26 protein-coding genes are annotated in these 23739 nt (G+C 75.9%); 19 read left to right on the top strand and 7 right to left on the bottom strand.

Annotated elements, in window-relative coordinates; translation table 11 throughout:
- Positions 1 to 2: 2 nt before the first annotated feature.
- From ACI79E_RS17235 to cofC, 3 genes are read right to left on the bottom strand one after another with little or no spacing between them, the layout of a single operon-like run.
- On the bottom strand, positions 3 to 920 hold the full coding sequence (locus ACI79E_RS17235) for an NUDIX hydrolase (RefSeq protein WP_456933790.1): 918 nt from the start codon (positions 918 to 920) through the stop codon (positions 3 to 5).
- Positions 920 to 3004: an RNA degradosome polyphosphate kinase gene (locus tag ACI79E_RS17230; RefSeq protein WP_456933789.1), complete on the bottom strand. Its 2085-nt coding sequence runs from the start codon at positions 3002 to 3004 to the stop codon at positions 920 to 922. Before ACI79E_RS17230 ends, ACI79E_RS17235 begins: the two co-directional genes overlap by 1 nt.
- A gap of 40 nt (positions 3005 to 3044) precedes the next feature.
- Positions 3045 to 3689 (bottom strand): 2-phospho-L-lactate guanylyltransferase, encoded by a 645-nt coding sequence (gene cofC / locus ACI79E_RS17225; protein ID WP_456933788.1) that lies wholly within the window; start codon positions 3687 to 3689, stop codon positions 3045 to 3047.
- A 142-nt stretch (positions 3690 to 3831) separates the two neighbouring features.
- Here cofC and ACI79E_RS17220 point away from each other — a divergent pair, with 142 nt between their 5' ends.
- From ACI79E_RS17220 to ACI79E_RS17205, 4 genes are all read left to right on the top strand, one after another.
- On the top strand, positions 3832 to 4638 hold the full coding sequence (locus ACI79E_RS17220; RefSeq protein ID WP_456933787.1) for a lysophospholipid acyltransferase family protein: 807 nt from the start codon (positions 3832 to 3834) through the stop codon (positions 4636 to 4638).
- On the top strand, positions 4635 to 5657 hold the full coding sequence (locus ACI79E_RS17215; RefSeq protein ID WP_456933786.1) for an NAD(P)H-dependent glycerol-3-phosphate dehydrogenase: 1023 nt from the start codon (positions 4635 to 4637) through the stop codon (positions 5655 to 5657). Before ACI79E_RS17220 ends, ACI79E_RS17215 begins: the two co-directional genes overlap by 4 nt.
- 56 nt (positions 5658 to 5713) lie before the next feature.
- Positions 5714 to 6862, top strand: a complete 1149-nt coding sequence (locus ACI79E_RS17210) for a cystathionine gamma-lyase (RefSeq protein WP_456933785.1) — start codon at positions 5714 to 5716, stop codon at positions 6860 to 6862.
- 79 nt (positions 6863 to 6941) lie between these two features.
- Entirely contained in the window at positions 6942 to 8600 is a 1659-nt protein-coding gene (locus ACI79E_RS17205; RefSeq protein WP_456933784.1) for a TIGR03767 family metallophosphoesterase, read from the top strand.
- A 1-nt stretch (position 8601) separates the two neighbouring features.
- Here the strand turns inward: ACI79E_RS17205 and ACI79E_RS17200 are convergent, their stop codons facing one another.
- Positions 8602 to 9423 (bottom strand): CDP-alcohol phosphatidyltransferase family protein, encoded by an 822-nt coding sequence (locus ACI79E_RS17200; RefSeq protein ID WP_456933783.1) that lies wholly within the window; start codon positions 9421 to 9423, stop codon positions 8602 to 8604.
- 103 nt (positions 9424 to 9526) lie between these two features.
- Between ACI79E_RS17200 and ACI79E_RS17195 the strand changes: the two genes are divergently transcribed.
- The gene (locus ACI79E_RS17195; protein WP_456933782.1) at positions 9527 to 10675 is read left to right on the top strand and encodes a D-alanine--D-alanine ligase family protein; all 1149 of its coding nucleotides are present in this window, start codon (positions 9527 to 9529) and stop codon (positions 10673 to 10675) included.
- On the top strand, positions 10672 to 11331 hold the full coding sequence (locus ACI79E_RS17190) for a hypothetical protein (protein WP_456933781.1): 660 nt from the start codon (positions 10672 to 10674) through the stop codon (positions 11329 to 11331). Before ACI79E_RS17195 ends, ACI79E_RS17190 begins: the two co-directional genes overlap by 4 nt.
- 4 nt (positions 11332 to 11335) lie before the next feature.
- On the opposite strand, the gene ACI79E_RS17185 is transcribed toward ACI79E_RS17190, so the two are convergent.
- Together ACI79E_RS17185 and ACI79E_RS17180 are read right to left on the bottom strand one after the other, a co-directional pair.
- Positions 11336 to 11845 carry a DUF3515 domain-containing protein gene (locus tag ACI79E_RS17185; RefSeq protein WP_456933780.1) on the bottom strand — a complete coding sequence of 170 codons (510 nt, stop codon included), beginning with the start codon at positions 11843 to 11845 and terminating at the stop codon, positions 11336 to 11338.
- 128 nt (positions 11846 to 11973) lie between these two features.
- The gene (locus tag ACI79E_RS17180; RefSeq protein ID WP_456850141.1) at positions 11974 to 12207 is read right to left on the bottom strand and encodes an Lrp/AsnC ligand binding domain-containing protein; all 234 of its coding nucleotides are present in this window, start codon (positions 12205 to 12207) and stop codon (positions 11974 to 11976) included.
- A gap of 92 nt (positions 12208 to 12299) precedes the next feature.
- Between ACI79E_RS17180 and ACI79E_RS17175 the strand changes: the two genes are divergently transcribed.
- Genes ACI79E_RS17175 through ACI79E_RS17165 form a run of 3 tightly spaced genes read left to right on the top strand, consistent with a single transcriptional unit; the run spans position 12300 to position 14450 of the window.
- On the top strand, positions 12300 to 13340 hold the full coding sequence (locus ACI79E_RS17175) for a thiamine-phosphate kinase (RefSeq protein WP_456933779.1): 1041 nt from the start codon (positions 12300 to 12302) through the stop codon (positions 13338 to 13340).
- Positions 13324 to 13842 (top strand): GNAT family N-acetyltransferase, encoded by a 519-nt coding sequence (locus tag ACI79E_RS17170; protein ID WP_456933778.1) that lies wholly within the window; start codon positions 13324 to 13326, stop codon positions 13840 to 13842. The genes ACI79E_RS17175 and ACI79E_RS17170 overlap by 17 nt, the downstream gene beginning before the upstream one ends.
- Entirely contained in the window at positions 13815 to 14450 is a 636-nt protein-coding gene (locus ACI79E_RS17165; protein WP_456933777.1) for a cytidylate kinase-like family protein, read from the top strand. The genes ACI79E_RS17170 and ACI79E_RS17165 overlap by 28 nt, the downstream gene beginning before the upstream one ends.
- A 251-nt stretch (positions 14451 to 14701) precedes the next feature.
- Here ACI79E_RS17165 and rpmB read toward each other — a convergent pair whose 3' ends face one another.
- Positions 14702 to 14884: a 50S ribosomal protein L28 gene (gene rpmB / locus ACI79E_RS17160; RefSeq protein WP_425283681.1), complete on the bottom strand. Its 183-nt coding sequence runs from the start codon at positions 14882 to 14884 to the stop codon at positions 14702 to 14704.
- 195 nt (positions 14885 to 15079) lie between these two features.
- On the opposite strand from rpmB, the gene ACI79E_RS17155 reads away from it, so the two are divergent.
- The 10 genes from ACI79E_RS17155 (at position 15080) to ACI79E_RS17110 (ending at position 23645) form a co-directional block, all read left to right on the top strand.
- Positions 15080 to 16681 carry a DAK2 domain-containing protein gene (locus tag ACI79E_RS17155; protein ID WP_456933776.1) on the top strand — a complete coding sequence of 534 codons (1602 nt, stop codon included), beginning with the start codon at positions 15080 to 15082 and terminating at the stop codon, positions 16679 to 16681.
- Entirely contained in the window at positions 16681 to 18861 is a 2181-nt protein-coding gene (gene recG / locus ACI79E_RS17150; protein ID WP_456933775.1) for an ATP-dependent DNA helicase RecG, read from the top strand. Before ACI79E_RS17155 ends, recG begins: the two co-directional genes overlap by 1 nt.
- Entirely contained in the window at positions 18858 to 19412 is a 555-nt protein-coding gene (gene rsmD / locus ACI79E_RS17145; RefSeq protein ID WP_456933774.1) for a 16S rRNA (guanine(966)-N(2))-methyltransferase RsmD, read from the top strand. Before recG ends, rsmD begins: the two co-directional genes overlap by 4 nt.
- Positions 19409 to 19891, top strand: coding sequence for a pantetheine-phosphate adenylyltransferase (gene coaD / locus ACI79E_RS17140; RefSeq protein ID WP_456933773.1), 483 nt, complete (start codon positions 19409 to 19411; stop codon positions 19889 to 19891). Before rsmD ends, coaD begins: the two co-directional genes overlap by 4 nt.
- A gap of 73 nt (positions 19892 to 19964) precedes the next feature.
- Positions 19965 to 20657 carry a hypothetical protein gene (locus ACI79E_RS17135; RefSeq protein WP_456933772.1) on the top strand — a complete coding sequence of 231 codons (693 nt, stop codon included), beginning with the start codon at positions 19965 to 19967 and terminating at the stop codon, positions 20655 to 20657.
- Between the two features lie 249 nt (positions 20658 to 20906).
- Positions 20907 to 21479, top strand: a complete 573-nt coding sequence (locus ACI79E_RS17130; RefSeq protein ID WP_456933771.1) for a YceD family protein — start codon at positions 20907 to 20909, stop codon at positions 21477 to 21479.
- 2 nt (positions 21480 to 21481) lie between these two features.
- Entirely contained in the window at positions 21482 to 21661 is a 180-nt protein-coding gene (gene rpmF / locus ACI79E_RS17125; RefSeq protein WP_456922146.1) for a 50S ribosomal protein L32, read from the top strand.
- 18 nt (positions 21662 to 21679) lie between these two features.
- Entirely contained in the window at positions 21680 to 22480 is an 801-nt protein-coding gene (rnc, locus tag ACI79E_RS17120) for a ribonuclease III (protein WP_456933770.1), read from the top strand.
- Between the two features lie 5 nt (positions 22481 to 22485).
- Positions 22486 to 23379, top strand: coding sequence for a bifunctional DNA-formamidopyrimidine glycosylase/DNA-(apurinic or apyrimidinic site) lyase (gene mutM, locus ACI79E_RS17115; protein ID WP_456933769.1), 894 nt, complete (start codon positions 22486 to 22488; stop codon positions 23377 to 23379).
- Positions 23376 to 23645, top strand: coding sequence for an acylphosphatase (locus ACI79E_RS17110; protein WP_456933768.1), 270 nt, complete (start codon positions 23376 to 23378; stop codon positions 23643 to 23645). Before mutM ends, ACI79E_RS17110 begins: the two co-directional genes overlap by 4 nt.
- Positions 23646 to 23739: the final 94 nt, after the last annotated feature.

Below are 23739 nucleotides of genomic sequence, written 5' to 3'. Positions count from 1 at the left end.
TCTCAGCGGGGGAGGCCGTCGTCGGCGTCGGGGTCGAACGAGCGGTAGTAGTCCGCCGCCAGCGCGCCGGGCCGGCCACCGAGGGCCCACACGCTGCCCTTGGCCGCCGGGGGCCACAGCGCGCCGGCCACCCCGGCCCAGCGCACCCCGAGGCTCATCAGCACCGAGGGGATCGCGCCGCCCTGGCTGCACACGACGGTCACACCGGGGGTCTCCCGCGGCGCCAGCAGCCGCTCGACGATCGCCAGCCCGGCCTGCGGGTCGGCGTCGTACTCCTGCTCGCCGAGCTCGGGCAGCTCCTCCACCGCCAGCTGCAGGCGCTCGGCCAGCGGCGCCACGGTCTGCCGGCAGCGGACCGGCCGCGCGCTGAGCACCGCCGTCGGGGCGAACAGCGGCAGCACCTCGGCCAGCCGGGCGGCCTGCCGACGGCCCTTGCCCTCCAGTGGCCGCTCCCCGTCGGGGCCGTCCCAGTCCGACCGGTTCCCGGCCTTGGCGTGCCGGACCAGCAGCAGGGTCGGCTCGCGCGGGACGTCGGTGCGCGCGAGGTCGTCCAGGACCGCCCGGTCGGCGTCGTGGCTGACCAGCGCGGCGGCGTCGTCCAGCGGCAGCCAGCGCAGCTGGTCGACCTCGTCGTTGGGCGTGAACCGGCCGCCGACCACGCGCATGAGCCAGTAGTCGACCCGCTTGGGCCCGGCGGCGACCTGGTACTCGGTGCGCACGCTGCGGCGGCCGGCGACGACGGCCAGCCCGGTCTCCTCGCCCACCTCCCGGACGGCGGCGGCCAGCGCGTGCTCCCCGGCGTCCAGCTTGCCCTTGGGCAGGGACCAGTCGTCGTACCGCGGGCGGTGCACCACGGCCGTCTCGATCCCGCCGCCGTCGGCCGGGCGCCACAGCGCGCCGCCCGCGGCGCGGACCAGCATCAGCCGTCGCCGTTCGCGTGCGCGACGGCCAGCTCCATGAGGCCGGCCTGGTAGTCCCGCCCCTCCCGGCGGGTCCAGGCGGCGTCGGGCCCCAGCTCCCAGCAGCGGACGTCGTCGGCCATCGCCTGGTCGAACACGCTCTGCAGCAGCCGCTGCGCGGGCTCGTCGCAGACCTGCAGCAGCACCTCCACCCGGCGGTCGAGGTTGCGGTGCATGAGGTCGGCGCTGCCGATCCACCACTCGCCCTCGCCGGCGTTGTGGAAGTGCATGACCCGCGAGTGCTCGAGGAAGCGGCCGACGATCGAGCGCACCCGGATGTTCTCCGACAGCCCCGGGACGCCGGGGCGCAGCGAGCAGATGCCGCGCACGAACAGCTCCACGGGGACCCCCGCCGTCGAGGCCTCGTACAGCGCGTCGATGATCCGCTCGTCGACCAGCGAGTTCATCTTGAACCGGATGCCGGCCGGGCGGCCCTCGGCGGCGTGCCGCGCCTCCCGGCGGATCCGCTCGATCAGGCCGTTGCGCACCCCGTGGGGGGCCACCATCAGCCGGCGGTAGGCGGTCTGCCGCGAGTAGCCGGTGAGGGTGTTGAACAGGTCGGTGAGGTCGGCGCCCACCCGCGGGTCGGCGGTGAGGATGCCGAGGTCCTCGTAGGTGCGGGCGGTCTTCGGGTTGTAGTTGCCGGTGCCGATGTGGCAGTACCGGCGGATCACGCTGCCCTCGCGCCGGACGACCAGCGCCGTCTTGCAGTGGGTCTTCAGCCCCACCAGCCCGTAGACGACGTGGCAGCCGGCCCGCTCCAGCGAGCGGGCCCAGGTGATGTTGGCCTCCTCGTCGAAGCGGGCCTTGATCTCCACGAGGACGACGACCTGCTTGCCGGCCTCGGCCGCCTCGATGAGCGCGGTGACGATCGGGGAGTCACCGGAGGTGCGGTACAGCGTCTGCTTGATCGCCAGCACGTCGGGGTCGGCGGCGGCCTGCTCGATGAACCGCTGCACGCTGGTGGCGAACGAGTGGTACGGGTGGTGGACCAGGACGTCGCCCTCCCGCAGCGTGGCGAACACGCTCTTGGGGGTCTCGCCCTCCGACAGCCGGGGGTGGGTGGCCGGCACGAACGGGTCGTCCTTGAGCTCGGGCCGGTCGAGGTCGTAGAGCGCCCACAGCGCGGCCAGGTCGAGCAGGCCGGGCACCTGGACGACGTCCTCCTTGTCGACCTCCAGCTCGTTGATGAGGACCTGCAGGATGCGCGGGTCCATCGACTCGGCGACCTCCAGGCGCACCGCCGGGCCGAACCGGCGGCGGGCGAGCTCGCGCTCCAGGGCCTGCAGGAGGTCCTCGTCGCGGTCCTCCTCGACCTCCAGGTCGGCGTTGCGGGTGACGCGGAACAGGTGGTGGTCGAGCACGTCGAGGCCGGGGAACAGCTGCGGCAGGTGTGCGGCGATGAGGTCCTCGAGCGGGAGGAAGGTCGCCTCCGCGGCCGTGCGGTGCGCCCCGCCGGGGCCCACCGGCACGAACCGCGGCACGTTGTTGGGCACCTTGAGCCGCGCGAAGCGGGGGGCGCCGGTCTCGGGGTCGCGGACGGAGACGGCGAGGTTGAGCGACAGCCCGCTGATGTAGGGGAACGGGTGCGCGGGGTCGACCGCCAGCGGCGTGAGCACCGGGAACACCTGGTCGCGGAAGTAGTCGCGCAGCCGGGTGGTCTCGGTCTCGTCCAGCTCGTCCCAGTGCACGATCCGGATCCCGGCCTCCTCCAGGCGCGGGGTGATGTCCTTGGTGAAGACGTCGCCGTGCCGGTGCACCAGCTCCCGGGTGCGCTCGGTGACCCGGGCCAGCTGCTCGCGGATGGTCAGCCCGTCGGGGGAGCGCACGGTCAGCCCGGTGCTCTGCCGGCGCTTCAGCCCGGCGATGCGCACCATGTAGAACTCGTCGAGGTTGCTGGCGAAGATCGCGAGGAACTTGACCCGCTCCAGCAGCGGGAGCGTCTCGTCCTCGGCGAGTTCGAGCACGCGGGCGTTGAAGTCCAGCCACGACAGCTCGCGGTTGAGGAACCGGTCGGCCGGCAGTGCGGGTCGAGGTGCGCTCACGTGGCCATCGTGCCGTAGCCAGGTGAACAGCGGGTGCCGCTCACCTGGTGCGCAGTCCACCCCCGGCGACCAGCGCCGCCGTCCGCCGGCCGAGCCCGAGGGCCACGGCCGCCCGCAGGTCGCCGGCGGTGTCCACGTCGCGGGAGAGCCCCGGCCAGGAGCCGGTCAGCTGCACCGCCCCGCCGTCCCGGTGCCGGGCCGCGGACCCGGCACCGAACGCGGGCGCGAGCTCGACACCGGCCGCGGTCAGCAGCGTCGTCCCGGTGCCCTGGGCGTCGGCGACGAAGCAGCGCGGCGCCGCCGTCCCGGCCGCGGTGAGGGCGGCGGTGAGCTCCTCCGGACGCAGCGCGGGCAGGTCGGAGGAGAGGGCGGCGACGGTGCCCGAGTCGGTGGCGCGCGCACCGTGGGCCAGCGCCGGGTTCAGCCCGCGGTCGGGCTCGTCGGGGACCGTCCGGGCGCCCAGCGCGGTGACGACGGCGGCGGCGTCGGGGTCGTCGGTGACCACGAGGACCTCGGCGACCGCGGTCGAGGCCAGCGCGGCGGTGACGGTGTCGGCCAGCAGCGCCAGCACCAGGCGGGTGTGCGCGGTGCCCGGCGGTCCGGCGGGACCACCGGTGAGCGGGGTCAGCCGGGTCTTGGCGACGGTCAGCCGCTTCGCCGGGACGACGACCGACCAGGGGGACACGACCACAATGTGAGCACACCGGGGAGGGCCCGTGCGGGTGTGCCGGGACCCCGGTGCAGCGCGGGGACGGGCGCAGGCCCGATCATGGATCGGATCACATCCCGCGCGGCGAGCGCGCGGGAGCAGCAGGAGGGAGGCGCCGGTGAGCCACGACCGGTCCCCGGAGGCCGGGACCGCGCGCCGAGTGCCGTCCCGGTGGCGCACCCGGAAGCCCCTCCCGCCGGCCCTGTGGCTGTGCGTCGCCGCCGTGTACCCGGTCACCGTGCTGTTCTTCCGGCTGCGCTACCGGCACGCCGAGCGCTTCCCCCGCACCGGCCCGGTGCTCGTCGTGGCCAACCACGTGTCGGTCCTCGACCCCCTCGCCTGCGCCCGGCTGGTGTGGGACTGCGGCCGGGTGCCGCACTTCCTCGCCAAGGCGTCGGTGTTCAAGGGGGTGGCGGGGCGGATCCTGCGCGCGGCCGGGCAGATCCCGGTGGCCCGCGGCTCGGCCGACGCCCGCACGTCGCTGTCGGCGGCCGAGGCCGACCTCGCCGCGGGCAACGTCGTCGTGATCTACCCGGAGGGCTCGGTCACCCGCGACCCGGACTGGTGGCCGATGGAGGCCCGCACCGGGGTGGCCCGGCTGGCGCTGGCCACCGACGCCGTGGTGCTGCCCGTGGCGCAGTGGGGCCCGCAGCGGCTGCACGACTACCACGCCAAGAAGCTGCACCCGCGGCTGCGGGTGCCGGCGGAGTACCTGGTCGGGGAGCCCGTCGACCTCGGTGACCTCCGGGCGCAGGTGCGCGCCGGCCGGCCCATGACCGGGGAGCTGCTGCGTGAGGTCACCGACCGGATGATGGGCGCCGTCCGCGACCAGCTGGCCGAGGTGCGCGGGGAGCCGGCGCCGGCGTCCTTCGCCCCCCGCCCGCGGCGCACCCTCCCCGGCGACCTGCCGGGGAGCGCCGCGTGAGCGGGTCCGTGCCGGGCCGGGGCGGCGCCCGCGCGGCGGTCCTGGGTGCCGGCTCGTGGGGGACCACCTTCGCCAAGGTGATGGCCGACGCCGGCTGCGCGGTGACGCTGCACGCCCGGCGCCCGGAGCTCGCCCGGGCGATCAGCGAGACGCGGGAGAACCCCGACTACCTGCCCGGCATCCCGCTGCCCGAGCGGCTGCGCGCGACCACCGACCCCGCCGAGGCGCTGCAGGGCGCCCAGATCGTCGTCCTCGCCGTCCCCTCCCAGTCGCTGCGGGACAACCTCACCGAGTGGGCTCCGCTGCTGCCGGACGACGCGGTGCTGCTGTCGCTGATGAAGGGGATCGAGCTGGGCAGCACCAAGCGCATGAGCCAGGTGATCTGCGAGATCACCGGCGCCGGCGCGGAGCGGGTGGCGGCGCTGTCGGGTCCGAACCTGGCGCGGGAGATCGCCGAGGAGCAGCCCGCGGCGACCGTGATCGCCTGCACCGACCAGGAGCGGGCCGCCCAGGTGCAGGCCGCCTGCCACACCCCCTACTTCCGGCCCTACACCAACCGCGACCTGGTCGGGTGCGAGCTCGGCGGCGCGGTCAAGAACGTCATCGCGCTGGCGTGCGGCATCACCGAGGGCATGGGCTTCGGGGACAACACCCGGGCCTCGCTCATCACGCGGGGGCTGGCGGAGACCGCCCGGCTCGGGACCGCCCTCGGCGCGGAGCTGACCACCTTCGCCGGGCTGGCCGGGCTGGGCGACCTGGTGGCCACCTGCAGCTCGCCGCTGTCGCGCAACCGCACCTTCGGCGAGAAGCTCGGGCGCGGGATGACGCTGGAGGAGGTCCAGCAGACCACCCGGCAGGTCGCCGAGGGGGTCAAGAGCTGCCGGCCGGTCCTCGACCTGGCCCGCGCGCACGGGGTGGACATGCCGCTGACCGAGGCCGTCGTCCGGGTCTGCCACGACGGCGTCCCCGCGGCGCAGATGGTCAAGGAGATCATGTCCAGGGAAGCGAAGCACGAGTGAACGACGGGACGCGGGGCCGAGCACGGGTGAGCGACGAGTTGCACGACGGAGCACGGGTGGACGACGGGTCCGGGACCGACCGCGCCTGGGGCGACGGCACCCGGTCGGTGCGGGCGGGGGAGCCGGCGCCCGTGCCGGGCGCCCCGCTGCGGCCCTCCCCGGTCTTCGCCGCGCCCTACCACCTCGGTGACCAGCCGCCCCGCGCCGGCGGCGCCGACGCCTACGCCCGCACCGAGCACCCGACGCTGCGGGTGTTCGAGGAGGCGGTCGGCGAGCTGGACGGCGGCCGCTGCCTGTCCTTCGCCACCGGCATGGCCGCGATCAGCGCCGCGGTGCTGGCCACCGCCCGGGCCGGGGACCGCGTCGTGCTGCCCTCCGACGGCTACTACACGACGCGTCTGCTCGCCCGCGAGGAGCTGACGCGCTTCGGCGTCCGGGTGGAGTACGTGCCCACCCCGGAGATCGAGGCCGTCGCCGCGCGCGGCGACCTCGACGGCGCCCGGCTGGTCGTGCTGGAGACCCCCAGCAACCCGCAGCTGGACGTCTGCGACATCGCCGCGGTCGCCCGCGCCACCCGGGCGGCCGGTGCCGTCCTCGCCGTGGACAACACCACCGCCACCCCGCTCGGGCAGCGGCCGCTGGAGCTCGGCGCCGACCTCACCGTCGGCAGCGACACCAAGGCCCTGACCGGCCACAGCGACCTCCTGCTCGGCCACGTCAGCACCGGGGACGACGAGCTCTACGCCCGTCTCAAGGCCTTCCGCGACCACACCGGGGGCACCCCGGGGCCGTTCGAGGCCTGGCTCGGGCACCGCTCGATGAGCACCCTGGACCTGCGGCTGGCCCGCCAGGCGCAGAGCGCGGCGGCGGTCGCCGACCTGCTGGCCGGCCACCCCGCGGTGACCGGCGTCCGCTGGCCGTGGCGGGCGGGGGACCCCTCCGCCGCGCTCGCCGCCCGCCAGATGCTGCGGCCCAACGGGGTGGTCTCCGCCGAGCTGGCCGACGAGGCCACGGTGGGCCGGTTGCTGGCCGCCACCCGGCTGTGGACGGCGGCGACCAGCTTCGGCGGGGTGCACAGCACGATCGACCGGCGGGCGCAGTGGGGCGGTGACGCGGTGCCGGGGGGCTTCGTGCGGCTCTCCTGCGGCATCGAGGACACCGCTGACCTCGTCGCCGACCTCACCGCGGCGCTCGACGCCCTGTGACACCGCGTTCGGCCGCCGGGTGCGGTGGGCACCCGGACACCGTGCCCGCGCCCGCCCCCGCACCCCTGCCCGTTCCTGCATGAGCCGCACGACCCTCGAACGCGTCCTGGGCGCGGGCCCCGTGCTGCGGCGCGGCCGGGACACCGACTACCTCGGGCTGGCCTGGCACCCGGGCGAACCGCACCAGGTCCGCCGCGAGCTCGTCGACGCCACCTGGGAGCGGCCGCGGACCGGCGTCCGGCCGGTGGGGTGCCTGGCGCACGTCACCGACATGCAGCTGGCCGACGTCTGCTCCCCGGCCCGTTTCGAGTTCTTCAACGGCCACTTCGCCGACCCGCGGATGCGCGCGCTGGTGCCGATGCACCGGCCCCAGGAGGCGATCACCGCGCACGCGATCGACGCGCTCGTGCGCACCCTCAACGGGCTGTCGGGCGGTCCGCGGACCGGGCACCCGGTGCAGGTGGTGGTCACCACCGGCGACGCCATCGACAACGCCCAGTGGAACGAGCTCTCGCTGCTCCTGGACGTCCTCAACGGCGGGCCGGTGTCCCCGGGCGCGGGGCTGACCGCCTACGACGGGGTGCAGGCCTCCGGCTGGCCGCACGACCTGTTCTGGCGACCCGAGTGCGACGGCGGCGGCGAGCCGGACCTCTACCGGTCGCGGCACGGCTTCCCCGACCGGCCCGGCCTGCTCGCCGCGGCGTTCGCGTCGTTCCGGGCGGAGGGGCTGCGGTTGCCGTGGCTGGGCTGCCACGGCAACCACGAGGCGCTCATCCAGGGCGTGGGGGTGCCCACCCCGGCGCTGCAGGACCTCCTGCTCGCCGACCGCAAGCCCGTCGAGCTCGCCCCCGACGTGCCGCTGGACGACGCGCTGCGGCTGTTCACGCACGCCTCGGAGGTGTTCACCACCGCCGGGGCCCGCACCGTCACCCCGCTGGCCGCGCGCCGGTTCATCGACCGCGGGGACTTCGTCGCCGCGCACCTGGCCGACGGCGGGGAGCCGGCCGGTCACGGGTTCACCGAGGCCAACCTCCGCGACGGGACGGCCTACTACGCCTGGGACGGCCTGCCCGGGATCCGGGTGGTCTGCCTGGACACCACGCGGGTCACCGGTGGCGGGGACGGCACGATCGACGCCGTCCAGGGGCGCTGGCTGGCCGAGCGGCTGCGGGAGGTCTCCTCGGTGGTCGTCGAGCCCGACGGCACGCGGGTGGCCACCGGGAACGCCGACCGGCTTATCGTGGTGATCTCCCACCACGGCTCCTCCACGCTCATGCGCGAGGACCCGCTGCACCCGCGGCCGGGCCCGGGGGCCGACGTCCTCGGCGGCCCGGAGCTGGTCGCGCTGCTGCACCGGTTCCCGAACGTCGTCCTGTGGCTCAACGGGCACACCCACGTCAGCGAGGTGCGGCCGTGGGCGCACCCGGAGGAGGCCGGCCGCGGGTTCTGGGAGGTCACCACCTGCGCCGTCGTGGACTGGCCGGGCCAGGCCCGCCTGGTCGAGTTCGTCGACAACGGCGACGGCACCCTGTCGCTGGTCTGCACGATGGTCGACCACGACAGCCCCGCGCGGCCGCCGGACCCGCTGGACCCGGCGGCGCGGGAACCGGCCGCACTCGCGTCCCTGCACCGCGAGCTGTCGGCCAACGTGCCGTGGGCGGGGCTGTCCTCGGGCCTGGCCGGCCGGCCGCAGGACCGCAACGTGGAGCTGGTGCTGCGCTCGCCGCTGCTGCGCTGAGTCAGCCGACGGGCGACAGGCCCGTGGTCCGCTCGTCGCGACGCCGGCGGTGGGCGGCGCGCGCGGTCAGCCAGCCGCTGACGGCCACGTAGTAGACGAGGTAGGCCAGCGAGAGGGCGACGACCACCGGGTGCGGGTCGGGCACCTGCAGCAGGAGGATCGCGTAGGTGGCCAGCCAGACGGCGGTCAGCAGCAGGCTCAGCCCCTGCAGGGCGAGGGTCCGCGACGGGTACAGGTAGCGCACCGGGACGAAGACGAGCACCGAGCACACCACCAGGACCGCGGCGATCGCGCCCGGGCCGAGGTCCAGCACGATCGCGTAGAAGGCCACCACGTTCCAGTAGCTGGGGAAGCCCAGGAAGGTGTGGTCGTCGGTCTTCGCGTCGACCCGGCAGAACTGGTAGCTCGAGGCCAGCAGCGGCAGGGCGGCGACGACCCAGCCGAGCGCGCCGCCGGGCAGCGAGCCGGTCGTCCACAGCAGCACCACCGGCGCGAACACGTAGGTCAGGTAGTCGACGATGTCGTCCAGCCGCGCCCCGTCGAACCAGGGGATCGTCTCCTTGACCCGCATCCGGCGGGCCAGCATCCCGTCGGTGCCGTCGATGACGAGGGCGGCCAGGCCCAGCCACAGCGCCGTGACCGCGTCGCCGTCGAAGGCGGCCAGCACGATGAGCAGCGCCAGCACGGTGCCGCTGGCGGTGTAGAGGTGCACCGCGGCACCGGCCAGGCGCAGTGCCCGCGGGTGGGTCCGCGACGGCCCGAGCCCGCCGGCCGTCGTCCCGGTCGGGTCTCCGCCGGAGGCGGCAGCCAGGTTCTCGCGCATCGTGTGTCGAGGCTCCCACACCGCCCGCCCGCCAGCGCCGTGGAGGGCGGTCACCCGCCGGTCGGCGGGGCGGGCGCCGGGGGCTCCACTAGTGTCGGCCGCGATGAGCGGACAGGCCGGCAAGCTGCGCGTCGGGGTCGTCTTCGGCGGCCGCAGCGCGGAACACTCCATCTCCTGCGTCTCCGCCGGGAGCGTCCTCGCAGCGCTGGACCGCGAGCGGTACGACGTGGTCCCCGTCGGCATCACGCGCGACGGCGGGTGGGTGCTGCCCGACCCCGCGCTGCGGCTGGCGATCGTGGACGGCGAGCTGCCGGAGGTGACCGGCGGGACGGCGGTGACCCTCGTGGGCGACCCCGCGGGCCGCGGCCTGGTGCGGCTGGACGGCGGGGGCTCGCGCATCGAGCTGGACGTCGTCTTCCCGGTGCTGCACGGCGCCTACGGCGAGGACGGCACGATCCAGGGCCTGCTGGAGATGAGCGGCATCCCGTACGTCGGCTCGGGCGTCTTCGCCAGCGCCGCGTCGATGGACAAGGAGTTCACCAAGAAGCTGCTGGCCGCCGCCGGCCTGCCGCAGGGCGACCACGTCGTGCTCCGCGACGCCGCCGGCGCGCTGTCGGCGGACCCGGCGCTGCTCGACGAGGCCACCCGCGAGCGGCTGGGCCTGCCGGTCTTCGTCAAGCCGTCCCGGGCGGGCTCGAGCATCGGCATCAGCCGGGTCACCGACTGGGCGCAGTTCCCCGACGCCGTGGCCACCGCGGCCGCCGTCGACTCGAAGGTGGTCGTCGAGGCCGCCGTCCCCGGCCGGGAGATCGAGTGCGGGGTCCTGGCCGGCCCCGACGGCGGCCCGCCCGAGGCCAGCCTGCCGGCCGAGATCCGGCTGCGCCCGGGCACCGACTGGTACGACTTCACGGCCAAGTACCTGGCCGACGCCGCCGAGTTCGACGTCCCGGCCGACCTCACCCCGGAGCAGACCCGCGCCGTGCGGGAGGCCGCCTGCCGGGCCTACCTGGCCATGGACTGCCAGGGCCTGGCCCGGGTCGACTTCTTCCTCGGCGCCGGCCCGGACGGCGCCGAGCGGCTGGTGGTCAACGAGGTGAACACGATGCCGGGGTTCACGCCCATCTCGATGTTCCCGCGGATGTGGGCGGCCACCGGCGTCGACTTCGCCCGGCTGGTGGACCGCCTCGTGCAGGCGGCGCTGGCGGCGTCCCGCCCGGCGGCTCCGGCGCTGGACGGCGGCGCACGGGCGTGACCCTCCCGGTGCCGGCCCGTCTGGGCGGGACGGCGCTGCTGGTCGGGCTGCTGCCCGCGGCCCTCTGCGGCTGCACCACCACCGTCGACGGGGCGGCCACCGCCGCCCCCGCGGACCCCACCCCGGCCACCCCGGAGGAGCTGGAGGCGCTGGTCGTGCCGACGGTGCCCTCGGGGCTGCCCCGGGTGCCCGACGAGGACCTCTCCCCACCCGCGGGGGAGAAGTCGGCCCGCGACGTCGCCGCCTACTCCCTCGACCCGGGCCGGGAGACCGAGGTGCTCCAGGAGTACGGCTACCGCTACGGCTGGGAGCGCTTCTGGAGCGCCGGGGAGGGGCCGGTGACCAGCGTGTTCGTCGACCAGTTCGACACCCGCGCCGGCGCCGGGGCCTACGCCCGCGACCTCGCGGAGAACGAGGCGGAGCTCTACGACAGCGTGCTGCGGGAGGACCCGCCCCACCTGCCCGGCGGTTGCCGGCTCCTGACGGTCGAGGAGGCCGACCCGGCCCGGGGCCTGTCCGGGCCGGCGGCGTTCGCCTGGTGCGGACACGGGGTGTTCAGCGTCGGGGCGAGCGCGGTCGCCGGGTCGGTCAGCGACGCCTCGGCGGAGGTGCACGCCGTGCTGGCCGACCAGCTGGACCGCCTGCCGCCGCCCTGAGCGGCTAGGGCCGGCGGATCGGGAGGGTGTCGCCGATGACCGGGCCGAGCGCCGTGACCGGCGCGCTGTCGGTGTCGGCGCTGACGGTCACCTGCACGTAGACGGGGCGGTCGACGGCGGTCCAGACGACCGAGTCCGGGTCGCTGGTGTCGACGAGCCAGTTCACGCCGTTGATCTGGATCAGCGGGGACGTCGGCTCCAGCGTCGCGGGGCGGTCGACACCGCACACCAGCACGATCGGCGGCTCGCCCCAGGCGTAGGCGTACGGGGTGTCCGACTGCACGGCGCGGGACGGCTCCCCGGCGAGCTCCAGCGGCAGCGCGGCCATGAGCGCGGGGCAGGACGCGTCGGCCTCCGGGGTCACCGGCGGCACCTCCACCGGCAGCGGCGGGAGGGTCGCCCGGCCCGGGGCCGGGGTGCCCTCGACCTCGGCGACGTCCTGGCCGTCGCCGTCGGTGCCGTCGTCGAGGACGCGGGTCAGCACCGCCACCACGAGGACCAGCGGCACCACCACGGCGGTGACCAGCAGCGCGATCCGCCGCAGCGGGTCGTCGGGGCGGGCGCGCCCCGGAGCCGGGGTCTCCTCGGCGGCCGCCCCGTCCGGGGCGGCCTCGCGAGGCGGGGGGTTCTCGGTCAGGGCGCTCAGATGTTGACGACGGGACAGGTGAGGGTGCGGGTGATGCCGTCGACCGACTGCACGCGGGCGACCACGAGGCGGCCGAGCTCGTCGACGGTCTCGGCCTCGGCACGCACGATCACGTCGTAGGGGCCCGTGACGTCCTCGGCCTTGGTCACGCCGGAGATCTGGCTGATCGTCGTGGCGACCTGGGCGGCCTTGCCGACTTCGGTCTGGATGAGGATGTAGGCGTGGACCACGGGAGACCTTTCCTCGGGCAGCGCTGCCGGTGCGGCGTCCGCGCCGGTGGGCGGACAGTTGGGCAACCTACCTCAGCGGTGGAGGGTGACCGGTGACTCGCCCTCGTCCACTGGTGCCCCGGGAGGACCCCGCCGACAGCGTGCGGGTGGTCGGCGAGTTCGGCGTCATCGCCCGGGTCCTCGCCCGCGCCGGGGCCGCGCGGGTCGCCGAGGTCGGCCCGGGCGACGACGCGGCGGTGCTGCGGGCCCCCGACGGGCGGGTCGTGGCGACCACCGACGTGCTCGTGGAGGGCCGCCACTTCCGGCGGGACTGGTCCTCGGCCGAGGACGTCGGCCACAAGGCGGCGGCGGCCAACCTGGCCGACGTCGCGGCGATGGGGGGCGTGGCCACCGCGCTGCTGGTCGGGCTGGCCTGTCCGCCGGACACCTCGACGGCGTGGCTGGAGGGGGTCGCCGCCGGGCTGGCCGAGGAGTGCGCCCCGCTCGGTGCGGCCGTCGTCGGCGGTGACACCGTCTCGGCCGCACCGGACAGCGGTGCCGTCGTCCTGTCGGTGACCGCCCTGGGCGACCTGGGCGGACGGGCGCCCGTGCTGCGCTCGGGGGCGCGTCCCGGCGACGTCCTGGCCCTCGCCGGGCGGCTGGGGTGGTCGGCGTGCGGGCTGGCCGTGCTCCGGCGGGGCTTCACCAGCCCGGCGGCGGCGGTGGCCGCGCACCGCCGCCCGGCGCCGCCGTACGCGGCCGGACCGGCCGCCGCCGAGGCAGGGGCGACGGCGATGTGTGACGTCAGTGACGGTCTGCTGGCCGACGCCGGGCACCTGGCGCACGACAGCGGCGTCGTGGTCGACCTGGACCGCGCGGCGCTGGTCCGGGCCACGCTGGAGCCGGCGGGGCCGTTGCAGCAGGTCGCCGCGGCGCTCGGCGGCGACCCCCTGGCGTGGGTGCTGACCGGCGGTGAGGACCACGCCCTGGTCGCCACGTTCCCCGCCGGCGCGGTACTGCCCGGCGGGTGGACGCCGATCGGCACGGTGCGGGCGGCGACCGACGGCCCCGCCGTCCTGGTCGGCGGCGAGCCGGCGGCGGCCGTGGCCGAGGCCCTCGGTGCGGAGGGGGTCGGGCATGTCCACTTCCGCTGAGCTCCGGTTGCGCGCGGTGGGCTACGACGACCCCGTCGCCCGGGCGCTGGTCGGGCGCGTCCAGCAGGAGTACGTCGCCCGGTACGGCGGGCCGGACGAGGCGCCGGTCGACCCGGCCGAGTTCGAGCCGCCCGCCGGGCTGTTCCTCGTCGCCGAGGTGGACGGCGTCCCGGCGGGCTGCGGCGCGTGGCGGGTGCACGCCGACGGCGTCGTGGAGGTCAAGCGCGTCTACGTCGAGCCGGCGTTCCGGCGCCGTGGACTGGCGCAGGCGCTGATGGCCGAGCTGGAGCGCAGCGCCGCGGCCGCCGGCCACCGCGCGGTCGTGCTCAACTCGGGCAACCGGCAGCCCGAGGCACTGGCCCTCTACGCCACGCTGGGGTACACCCCCGTGGCCGGGTACGGCGTCTACGCCGACGCACCCGGCGCGGTGTTCCTGGGCAAGGGGCTCACGCGAGCGGACGGGGAGGAACCGGCATGGGCGACGGCAACGCGGGGATCGTGACGATCTCGGCCTCGTACGGGGCCGGGGGAGCGGAGGTCGGCCCGGCGGTCGCCGAGCGCCTGGGGCTGGTGTTCCACGACCGGGCCATCCCGGTGCAGGTCGCCGGGCGGCTCGGTGTGCCGCTGAGCGACGCGGAGGCCAACGACGAGAAGGTCGCGCGGGGGCTGTGGCGGATCGTTGCCTCGCTGGGCACGATGCCCGACCCGGTCGGCGGGATCGTGCCGATGACGCCGCAGCCGGACGAGCGGGCGTTCCGGCAGCAGACCGAGCGGGTCGTGTGCGAGATCGCCGACGGTCCCGGCGGGGTGGTGCTCGGCCGGGCGGCGGCCCTGGTGCTCCGGGACCGGCCGCGGGCGCTGCACGTGCGACTGGACGGCCCGCCCGAGCGCCGGCTGGCCGCCGCCGTCGCGCGCACCGGGCGCCCGGTCGAGGAGGTGCGGCGGGAGCTCGAGGCCAACGACGCCGCCCGGGAGGGGTACGTGCGGCACTTCTACCGCAGCGACCCGGCCGCGGCCCGCCACTACCACCTGGTCGTCGACTCCACGGCCCTGTCGATGGACACGGTGGTCGACCTGGTCGTCCTCGCCGCCCACGCCCGCGGCATCTGACCGGCGGGCACGTCGGGACCGGCTGTCAGGTGGCGTCCCCGGTCGGTCGACCGGGGACGGCACGTGGCCATCGGGACACGGGCAGCGGCTCGGCGGCGGCCGGGACGGCACCTGGCCGCGGTGCTGTCCGGAGGACGGCAGTGTCACCGCGGTGCCGTCCGGAGGACGGCGATGACAGAGAACCCCGGAGGTCGGTGACCTCCGGGGTTCTCACCCGGCCGGAGCCGGGAGGTGGGACCAGCCCGCGCGGATCAGGCGCGGACGACCTTGCCGGCACGGATGCACGAGGTGCAGGCGTTGATCCGGCGACGGTTGCCGGGGGCGACGAGCGCCCGCACGGACTGGATGTTCGGGTTCCAACGGCGCGGCGTGCGGCGGTGCGAGTGCGACACCGACATACCGAAACCGGGCCCCTTGCCACAGACATCGCACACGGCAGCCACGGCGGATCACTCCCAGAAAGAATCGTTCACAGACGGCGGTGCGCAGGTGCGACCGCATACAGACCGTCCGACAGTCTAGCCGCTCCTCGGCGTTCCCGTCCGAGGGCCCGGGAGTGACGTCGTCGACGCCGCCCGCGGCCGGTCGCCGTCCCCTGTCCCGTCGCCGTCCGTGGGTACCCTCCGCCCGTGCTGCCGGCGCTCGACGACGCCGCGGTCGGACAGTGGTGCCGGGCCGCGGTCACGGCCCTGTCCGACTCCCGGGGTCGGCTCGACGACCTCAACGTCTTCCCCGTCCCCGACGGGGACACCGGCACCAACCTGCTGTTCACCGCCGAGGCGGCGCAGGCGGCGCTGGAGGAGGCGGGGTCCGGGGAGTCCGCGTGGACGGCCCTGGCCCGCGGCGCGGTGCTCGGTGCCCGCGGCAACTCCGGCACGATCCTCGCCCAGCTGCTCCGCGGCCTGGCCGACCAGCTGGCCGGGGCCGCCCCCGCCGACGGCCCCTCGTTCGCCGCCGCGCTGCAGAAGGCCGCGGACGCCGCCTACGCCGCGGTCGCCGACCCCGAGGAGGGCACGTTCCTCACGGTCGCCCGGGCAGGAGGCGAGGCGGCGGTGGCGGCGGTGGCCGCCGGGCGCACCGACCTGCCCGACGTCGTCCGGGCGGCGGCCGACGGCGCGCGGGAGGCGCTGGAGGCCACGCCGGGGCAGCTGGCCGCGCTGCGGGACGCCGGGGTGGTCGACGCCGGGGGAGCGGGTCTGTGCCTGGTCCTCGACGCGCTGGTCACCACCGTGACCGGCGTCGAGCCGGCCCGCCCGCCGCTGGTCCGCCGCGGCGGGCGGCCCCACGAGCACCCCGCCGACCGGCCGCACCAGCCGCCGGCCGGGCCCGGCAGCGAGGTGCAGTACCTGCTGGCCGGCAGCGACGACGCCGCCGTGGCCCGGCTGCGCGACCGGCTGGCCGCGCTGGGCGACAGCCTGGTCGTGGTGGGCGTCGACACGCCCGGCGGCCGGGAGTGGAACGTGCACGTGCACACCTCCGACGTCGGTGCCGCCATCGAGGCCGGCATCGAGGCCGGGCGCCCGTACCGCATCTCGGTGACGCCGCTGGCCCCGGTGCGACCCCCGGCGCCGGCCGCGGGCACGCGGGCGGTCGTCGCGATCGTCCCCGGCGACGGCCTGGCCGGCCTGTTCGCCGGGGAGGGCGCCCGGGTGCTCACCGGCGGCCCGGACGGCGTCACCGAGGACGACGTGGTCGCCGAGGTGATCGCGTCGGGCGCCGCGTCGGTCGTCGTCCTGCCCAACGACCCCGCGCTCACGGCCGTGGCCGCCCGCGCCGCCGACCGCGCCCGCGAGGCGGACCGCGACGTCGCCGTGGTGCCGACGCGGTCCCCGGTGCAGGGGCTGGCCGCGCTGGCCGTCGCCGACCCCGGCCGGCGCTTCCACGACGACGTCATCACCATGGCCGAGGCCGCCGCGGCCACCCGCTGGGCGGAGGTGACCCGCGCCGAGCAGGCGGCGCTGACCAGCGCCGGGCCGTGCCGTCCGGGCGACGTCCTCGGCTCGGCGGAGGGGGACGTCGTGCTGGTCGGGGCCGACCTCGCCGGGGTCTCCTGCGAGCTGCTGGACCGCATGCTCTCGGCCGGGGGTGAGCTGGTCACGCTCGTCGTCGGTCCCGACGCCGCGCTCGGCGACGCGGTGTGCGGGCACCTCGCCGCGGCGCACCCGATGGTCGAGGTCACCCGCTACGACGACGGGCCGGAGGGCGTCCCGCTCCAGGTGGGGGTGGAGTGATGGCGGTGGACATGACCACCCGGCTCGACCGCGTCCTCGGCGCGAAGACGGCCAAGGCCATGGCCGAGCAGCTCTCCCTGCACACCGTCCGCGACCTGCTGCGGCACTACCCCCGCAGGTACGCCCGCCGCGGGGAGATGACCAAGCTCGAGGACCTCCAGGTCGGCGACCGCGTCACCGTCCTCGCCCAGGTGCGCAAGGTCTCCACGCGCAGGATGCGCAACCGGCCCGGCACGCTCACCGAGGTGACCGTCGGCGACGGCGCCAACTCCATGCAGCTGGTCTTCTTCAACCGCAAGCACGCCAACCTGCAGGAGGGCGTCTGGGGCCTGTTCGCCGGCACCGTCGGCGAGTGGCGCAACAGCAAGCAGTTCGCCCACCCCGACTGCCACCTCATGACCGGGGACGACGACGAGGACTGGGCCCGCGCGCTCATCCCGCTGTACCCGGCCACCAAGGACGTCTCCAGCTGGGTGGTCCAGCGGTCGGTGAAGCTGCTGCTCGACGCGGCCGGCGGGTTCGGCTTCGTCGACGACCCGCTGCCCGAGGAGATGCGGGCGCGCCACGGCCTGCCGAGCCTCGCGGCGGCGCTGCTCGACATCCACCGCCCCACCTCGGCCGAGGACGTCGAGCACGCCGAGCGCCGGCTCAAGTGGGACGAGGCGCTCACGCTGCAGCTCACCCTCGCCGCCCGCCGGAGGGCCGCCGCGCTCGAGCCGGGCATCGCGCGGCCGCCGCGACCCGGCGGCCTGCTCGACGCCGTCGACGCCGCGCTGCCGTTCGCGCTCACCGACGGGCAGCGCGAGGTGGGGGAGGAGCTGTCGGCGGAGCTGGCCCGCGAGCAGCCGATGCACCGGCTGCTGCAGGGCGAGGTCGGCTCCGGCAAGACCGTCGTCGCGCTGCGGGCCATGGCCCAGGTGGTCGACGCCGGCGGCCAGGCCGCGCTGCTGGCCCCCACCGAGGTGCTGGCCGCCCAGCACGCCCGGAGCATCCGCGCGCTGCTCGGGCCCCTGGGCCGCGCCGGGGAGCTGGACGGCGCCCTCGAGGGCACCCGGGTCGTGCTGCTCACCGGCTCGCAGAAGGCCGCGGCGCGGCGGGAGGCCCGCGCCGCGGTCGCCGACGGCAGCGCGGGCATCGTCGTCGGCACCCACGCCCTGCTGCAGGAGGGCGTCGACTTCGCCGACCTGGGGCTGGTCGTGGTCGACGAGCAGCACCGCTTCGGTGTCGAGCAGCGCGACGCGCTGCGGGCCAAGGGCAACCGGCCGCCGCACGTGCTGGTCATGACCGCCACGCCGATCCCGCGCACGGTCGCGATGACCGTCTACGGCGACCTGGAGACCTCCACGCTGCGTCAGCTGCCCAGCGGCCGCGGCGGGGTGGCCAGCTCCGTGGTGCCGGCGCGGGAGAAGCCCAGCTGGGTCGACCGCGCCTGGGAGCGGCTGCGCGAGGAGGTGGCCGCCGGGCGGCAGGCCTACGTCGTCTGCCCGCGCATCGGCGAGGACGCCGGCGCCGAGGAGGAGCCCGACGACGCCGACGGCGCGCCCGCCGACGACGCCTCCGACCGCCGTCCGCCGCTGGCCGTGCTCGACGTCGCCGAGGCGCTGGCGGCCGGGCCGCTGGCCGGGCTGCGCCTGGAGGTGCTGCACGGCCGGATGACGCCGGAGGACAAGGAGGCCCGGATGCGGGCCTTCGCGGCCGGCGACGTCGACGTCCTGGTCGCGACCACGGTCGTCGAGGTGGGCGTCGACGTGCCCAACGCCACGGTGATGGTCGTCATGGACGCCGACCGGTTCGGCGTCAGCCAGCTGCACCAGCTGCGCGGCCGGGTGGCCCGCGGCAGGCACCAGGGCCTGTGCCTGCTGGTGAGCGAGGCGTCCACGTCGTCGGCCACGGGTCAGCGGCTGGCCGCGGTCGCCTCCACCTCCGACGGCTTCGAGCTGGCCCGCCTGGACCTGGAGACGCGCCGCGAGGGCGACGTGCTCGGCGCCGCGCAGTCCGGCCGGCGGTCGACGATCAAGCTGCTCTCCCTGCTCGAGGACGAGGAGCTCATCGCCGAGGCCCGGGCCGAGGCCACCGCCCTGCTCGCCACCGAGCGCGGCCTGGCCGACCACCCCGGCCTGGCGATGGAGGTCGCGGCGCTGGCCACCGACGAGCGCGCCGAGTACCTCGAGAAGGCATGACGCGGCTCATCTCCGGCGTCGCCGGTGGGCGGCGGCTCAAGGTGCCGCCGTCCGGCGTCCGACCGACCGGGGACAGGGCGCGGGAGGGGTTGTTCAACAGCCTCTCCACGCTGATGGACCTCGAGGGCGCCGCCGTCCTCGACCTCTACGCCGGCTCCGGCGCCCTCGGCCTGGAGGCGCTCAGCCGCGGGGCGCGCACCGTCGTCCTCGTCGAGTCCGGCCCCCGGGTGCTGCCCGTGCTGCGCGCCAACCTGGCCACCGTCGGCCTGTCCGGCGGGCGGGTGGTCGCCGGCTCGGTGCCCACGGTCGTGGCCGGCCCGCCGCCGACCCGGTTCGACCTCGTCCTGGCCGACCCGCCCTACGCCACGCCGGTGGCCGAGGTCCTCGGCGTGCTGGGGTCCCTGGTCGGGGGCGGCTGGCTGGCCGAGGGAGCCGTGGTCGTCGTCGAGCGTTCCAGCCGCGAGGAGCCCTGGGAGTGGCCGACACCCCTGACCGGAGTGCGCGACCGCCGCTACGGCGAGGCCGTGCTCCGGTACGGTCGCTGTCCGTGAGGCGAGCGGTCTGCCCCGGTTCGTTCGACCCGGTCACCAACGGCCACGTCGACGTCATCACCCGTGCGGCGGCGCTGTACGACGAGCTGGTCGTCGCCGTCCTGGTCAACCCCGGCAAGGCCGGGCTGTTCCCCGTCGAGGAGCGCATGGAGCTGCTCCGCGACGCGGTCTCGGAACTGTCGAACGTCACCGTCGACAGCTTCCAGGGGCTGCTGGTCGACTACTGCCGCAGGAACGACGTCCCGGTCATCGTGAAGGGCCTGCGTGCGGTCAGTGACTTCGAGTACGAGCTGCAGATGGCGCAGATGAACCGGGAGCTGGCCGGCGTCGAGACGCTGTTCGTGCCGACCGCCCCGCAGGTGGGGCACCTGTCCTCCAGCCTGGTCAAGCAGATCGCCACCTTCGGCGGGGACGTCTCCAGCCTCGTGCCCAAGGCCGTCCACGAGCGGCTGGTCGCGCACCGGGAGCAGGGTTCGTGACCGAGCTCGCGAGGTCACGCACGGACACAGCACCTCCGGTCGCAGGTCCGACGAGCGCCCGCGAGGAGGCCCTGTGACCGAGGTCGTGTACCGGCTCTACGAGACCGTCGACGAGCTGGCCCGCGTCATCGAGAACGCGCGCAACGTGCCGATGTCCGGCGGCTCCTGCATGGTGCCCCGCGACCTGCTGCTGGACCTGCTCGACGACCTGCGGGAGAACCTCCCGGAGGACGTCCACAAGGCCGGCGCGATCGTCGAGCAGCGCACCGAGATCCTCCAGCAGGCCCAGGCCGAGGCCGAGCGGCTGACCGGGCGCACCCGCAGCGAGAGCGAGCAGGTCGTGGGCGCCGCGCGGCGTCAGCGGGAGGAGATCCTGGGCACCGCCCGTCGACAGCGTGACGAGCTGCTGACCCAGGCGCAGGCCGAGGCCGAGGACCTGCTGGCACGGGCCGAGGAGGAGGCCGAGCGGATCGTCGAGGAGGCCCGCGGCCACCACGAGGCGGTGCTGGCCGACGCCCAGGCCCAGCACGCCGAGATCCTCGCCGCCGCGCAGGCCGAGCACGAGCGGCTGATCAGCGAGACCGAGGTCTACCGGGGCGCGGTCACCCGCGCCGACGAGCTGGGTGCCCAGACCGTCGCCGACGTCAACCGCATGCGGGCCGAGGTCGACGAGTACGTCGACAGCCGGCTGGCCGACTTCGGCACCACGCTGGAGCGGATGCTCCGCTCGGTCGAGAAGGCGCGTTCCACGCTCCGGGAGCCCTGAGAGGGGGCCTTCCCACCCCGCCGTGCGCAGGCTCACGCCGGGACGCAGCAGGGGGTCCCCTCCGGTCCGGACGCCGCCGCCGGGCCATCGGGTAGTCTGGGCAACCGGTCCGACCGCCGGAGGTCCCGCACCCCGGCCGGCCACCCTTCCCCGCTGCCTACTGCGAGTACCCACATGTCTGCCGCTCAGCCGCACCGCTCAGGCGCCGCGTCCTCCGACGCCCGGCGTCCTGCCGCCAACCCCTGGCGCGTGGAGCTGCGGGAGCTCGGCCGTCGCGCGGGCTCCCTGCAGGAGCTCGAACGCACGGTGCCCGCGCCCGCCGACTGGCGGGTCGAGCTGATCGGCGTCCCCGAGGGCGCCCCGGTCCAGCTCCGGCTGCGGCTGGAGTCGGTGATGGAGGGCGTGCTGGTCTCGGGGGAGGTCGAGGTGCCCGTCGCCGGCTCGTGCGCGCGCTGCCTGGAGCCGATCGAGGACACCCTCGAGCTCGACGTCCAGGAGCTGTTCGCCTACGAGGGCAGCACCACCGAGGCGACCAGCGAGGAGGACGAGGTCCGGCGCGTGGAGGGCGAGCAGCTCGACCTCGAGCCGATGGTCCGCGACCTCGTCGTCCTCAGCCTGCCGCTCGCGCCGACCTGCACCGAGGACTGCGCGGGGCTGTGCGTCGACTGCGGGCAGCGTCTGGACGACCTGCCGGCCGACCACAGCCACGAGGTGCTCGACCCCCGCTGGGCCGGGCTGGCCCAGCGCTTCGGGACCTCGCAGCCCGACCGATCCGCTTCCGAACCGGGCACCCCCGGTCCGGACAACCCAGAGGAGAACTGACCGTGGCCGTCCCGAAGCGGAAGATGTCCCGCGCCAACACCCGCATGCGTCGCTCGCAGTGGAAGGCGTCCGCTCCCACGCTGTCGCCGTGCCCCAACCGGGCCTGTGGCGAGCTCAAGCCGCCGCACCAGGCGTGCCCGAACTGCGGCCAGTACGAGGGCCGTCAGGTCCTCTCGGTCTGATCCTCGGGTAGACCAGCCGTGGCGACCCCGGCCACCGGCACCCAGCCCGCGGTGGGCGGGACCGCCGGCCGTTCCCCGGCCGGCGTCGCCCACGCCGAGCGCTCGGCCGCCTGGCTCCTCGACGCCCTCGGCGTCGAGCTGCCCGGCGGCCTGCTGGCGTTGGCGCTGACCCACCGCTCCTACGCCTACGAGCACGGCGGGCTGCCCACCAACGAGCGCCTGGAGTTCCTCGGCGACTCGGTCCTCGGGCTGGTCGTCACCGACGAGCTCTACCGCCGTCACCCCGACCTGCCCGAGGGCCGGCTGGCGAAGCTGCGCGCCTCGGTGGTCAACATGACCTCGCTGGCCGGGGTGGCGCGGCGGCTGGGTGCCGGCGGGCTGGGGCCGCACCTGCTGCTGGGCCGCGGTGAGGAGACCACCGGCGGCCGCGAGAAGGACTCGATCCTCGCCGACGCGCTGGAGGCGCTGATCGGGGCGGTGCACGTCGGGCTGGGCCTGGACGCCGCGTCGCGGATCGTGCACCGGTTGTTCGACCCGCTGCTGGACCAGGCCGCCACCCGCGGCGCCGGCCTGGACTGGAAGACCAGCCTGCAGGAGCTGGGCGCCGCGATCGGCCTGGGCGCCCCGACCTACCTGGTCGAGGACGAGGGGCCCGACCACGCCAAGACCTTCACCGCCGCCGTCGTCCTCGCCGGCACCGTCTACGGCCGGGGCGTCGGCCGCACGAAGAAGGCCGCCGAGCAGGAGGCCGCCGAGACCGCCTGGCGGACCCTGTCGGAGACGGAGACCGCGGCGTCCACGGCCGCCGACGGGAGCTGACGGCCGTGCCCGAGCTGCCCGAGGTCGAGGTGGTCCGGCGCGGCCTGGAGCAGTGGGTCGCCGGCCGCACGGTGGCGGCGGTCGAGGTGCGCCACCCGCGCGCGGTCCGCCGGCACCTGGAGGGCACCGCCCACTTCGTCGCCGCCATCACCGGACGCACGCTCACCGCCGCCCGCCGCCGCGGCAAGTACCTGTGGCTGCCGCTCGCCGAGCCCGACGGCGTCCCGTCCGGGCGCGCCCTCGTCGCCCACCTGGGCATGAGCGGCCAGCTGCTGGTGGAGAAGCCGTCCGCGCCGGACGAGACCCACCTGCGGGCCCGCTTCACGTTCACCGACGGTGGCCGTGAGCTGCGCTTCGTCGACCAGCGCACCTTCGGTGGCCTGGCCGTCGAGGAGGGCGGGGAGGACGGCGGGCTGCCGCCGCGCCTGGCGCACATCGCCATCGACCCGCTCGACGACTCCTTCGACGCCGACGCGTTCAGCGCCGCCCTGCGCCGCCGGCGCACCGAGGTCAAGCGCGCGCTGCTGGACCAGACGCTGATCGGCGGGGTCGGCAACATCTACGCCGACGAGGCGCTGTGGCGGGCACGGCTGCACGGCAACCGCCCCACCGACCGGCTCACCCGTGCCCAGGTGGCCGACCTGCTCGACGGCGTCCGCGACGTGCTGGGGGAGGCCCTGGCCCAGGGCGGCACCTCGTTCGACTCGCTGTACGTCGACGTCAACGGCCAGAGTGGCTACTTCTCCCGGTTCCTCGCCGTCTACGGCCAGGCCGACCGGCCCTGCCCCCGGTGCGGGACGGCGATCGTCCGGGAGTCGTTCATGAACCGGTCGAGCTACAGCTGCCCGCACTGCCAGCCGCGGCCCCGCTCGTCGGCCGGCCGGTCCCGCCGCACATGACCCGCCGGGTGGTCGCCCTCGTCTCCGGCGCCGTGCAGGGCGTCGGCTACCGCTGGTTCGTCCGGACCCGCGCGGCCGACGCCGGGCTGGCCGGGTCGGCGACCAACCTCGCCGACGGCCGGGTCGAGGTCGTGCTCGAGGGGGAGGACGACGCGGTGGCCGCCGTCCTGGCCGCGCTCGACGGTGCCGACGCACCCGGGCAGGTGTCCCGGGTCGACGTCCGGGACGACGCGGTGCAGGGGGGGACCGGGTTCACCACGGCGTGACGAACGCGACACCCGGACGACACCCCCGGGGTGCAGTGTGCACGTTGACCTGCGTGTCTGAGCCTGTCACCCTGGGAACACACCAACCGCGCCG

This window comes from Geodermatophilus sp. SYSU D00079 (assembly GCF_054050635.1).
Note: the sequence above shows the minus strand (reverse complement) of the source record. Positions and strands in the feature narration are given on the sequence as shown.

Excerpts from the sequence above, each read along its gene's own strand:
- ACI79E_RS17195 (WP_456933782.1), top strand. The coding sequence starts at position 9,527 with ATGAGCGGACAGGCCGGCAAGCTGCGCGTCGGGGTCGTCTTCGGCGGC.
- ACI79E_RS17110 (WP_456933768.1), top strand. The coding sequence starts at position 23,376 with ATGACCCGCCGGGTGGTCGCCCTCGTCTCCGGCGCCGTGCAGGGCGTC.
- rsmD (WP_456933774.1), top strand. The coding sequence starts at position 18,858 with ATGACGCGGCTCATCTCCGGCGTCGCCGGTGGGCGGCGGCTCAAGGTG.
- ACI79E_RS17165 (WP_456933777.1), top strand. The coding sequence starts at position 13,815 with ATGGGCGACGGCAACGCGGGGATCGTGACGATCTCGGCCTCGTACGGG.
- recG (WP_456933775.1), top strand. The coding sequence starts at position 16,681 with ATGGCGGTGGACATGACCACCCGGCTCGACCGCGTCCTCGGCGCGAAG.
- ACI79E_RS17170 (WP_456933778.1), top strand. The coding sequence starts at position 13,324 with ATGTCCACTTCCGCTGAGCTCCGGTTGCGCGCGGTGGGCTACGACGAC.
- ACI79E_RS17235 (WP_456933790.1), bottom strand. The coding sequence starts at position 920 with ATGCTGGTCCGCGCCGCGGGCGGCGCGCTGTGGCGCCCGGCCGACGGC.
- ACI79E_RS17205 (WP_456933784.1), top strand. The coding sequence starts at position 6,942 with ATGAGCCGCACGACCCTCGAACGCGTCCTGGGCGCGGGCCCCGTGCTG.
- ACI79E_RS17200 (WP_456933783.1), bottom strand. The coding sequence starts at position 9,423 with ATGCGCGAGAACCTGGCTGCCGCCTCCGGCGGAGACCCGACCGGGACG.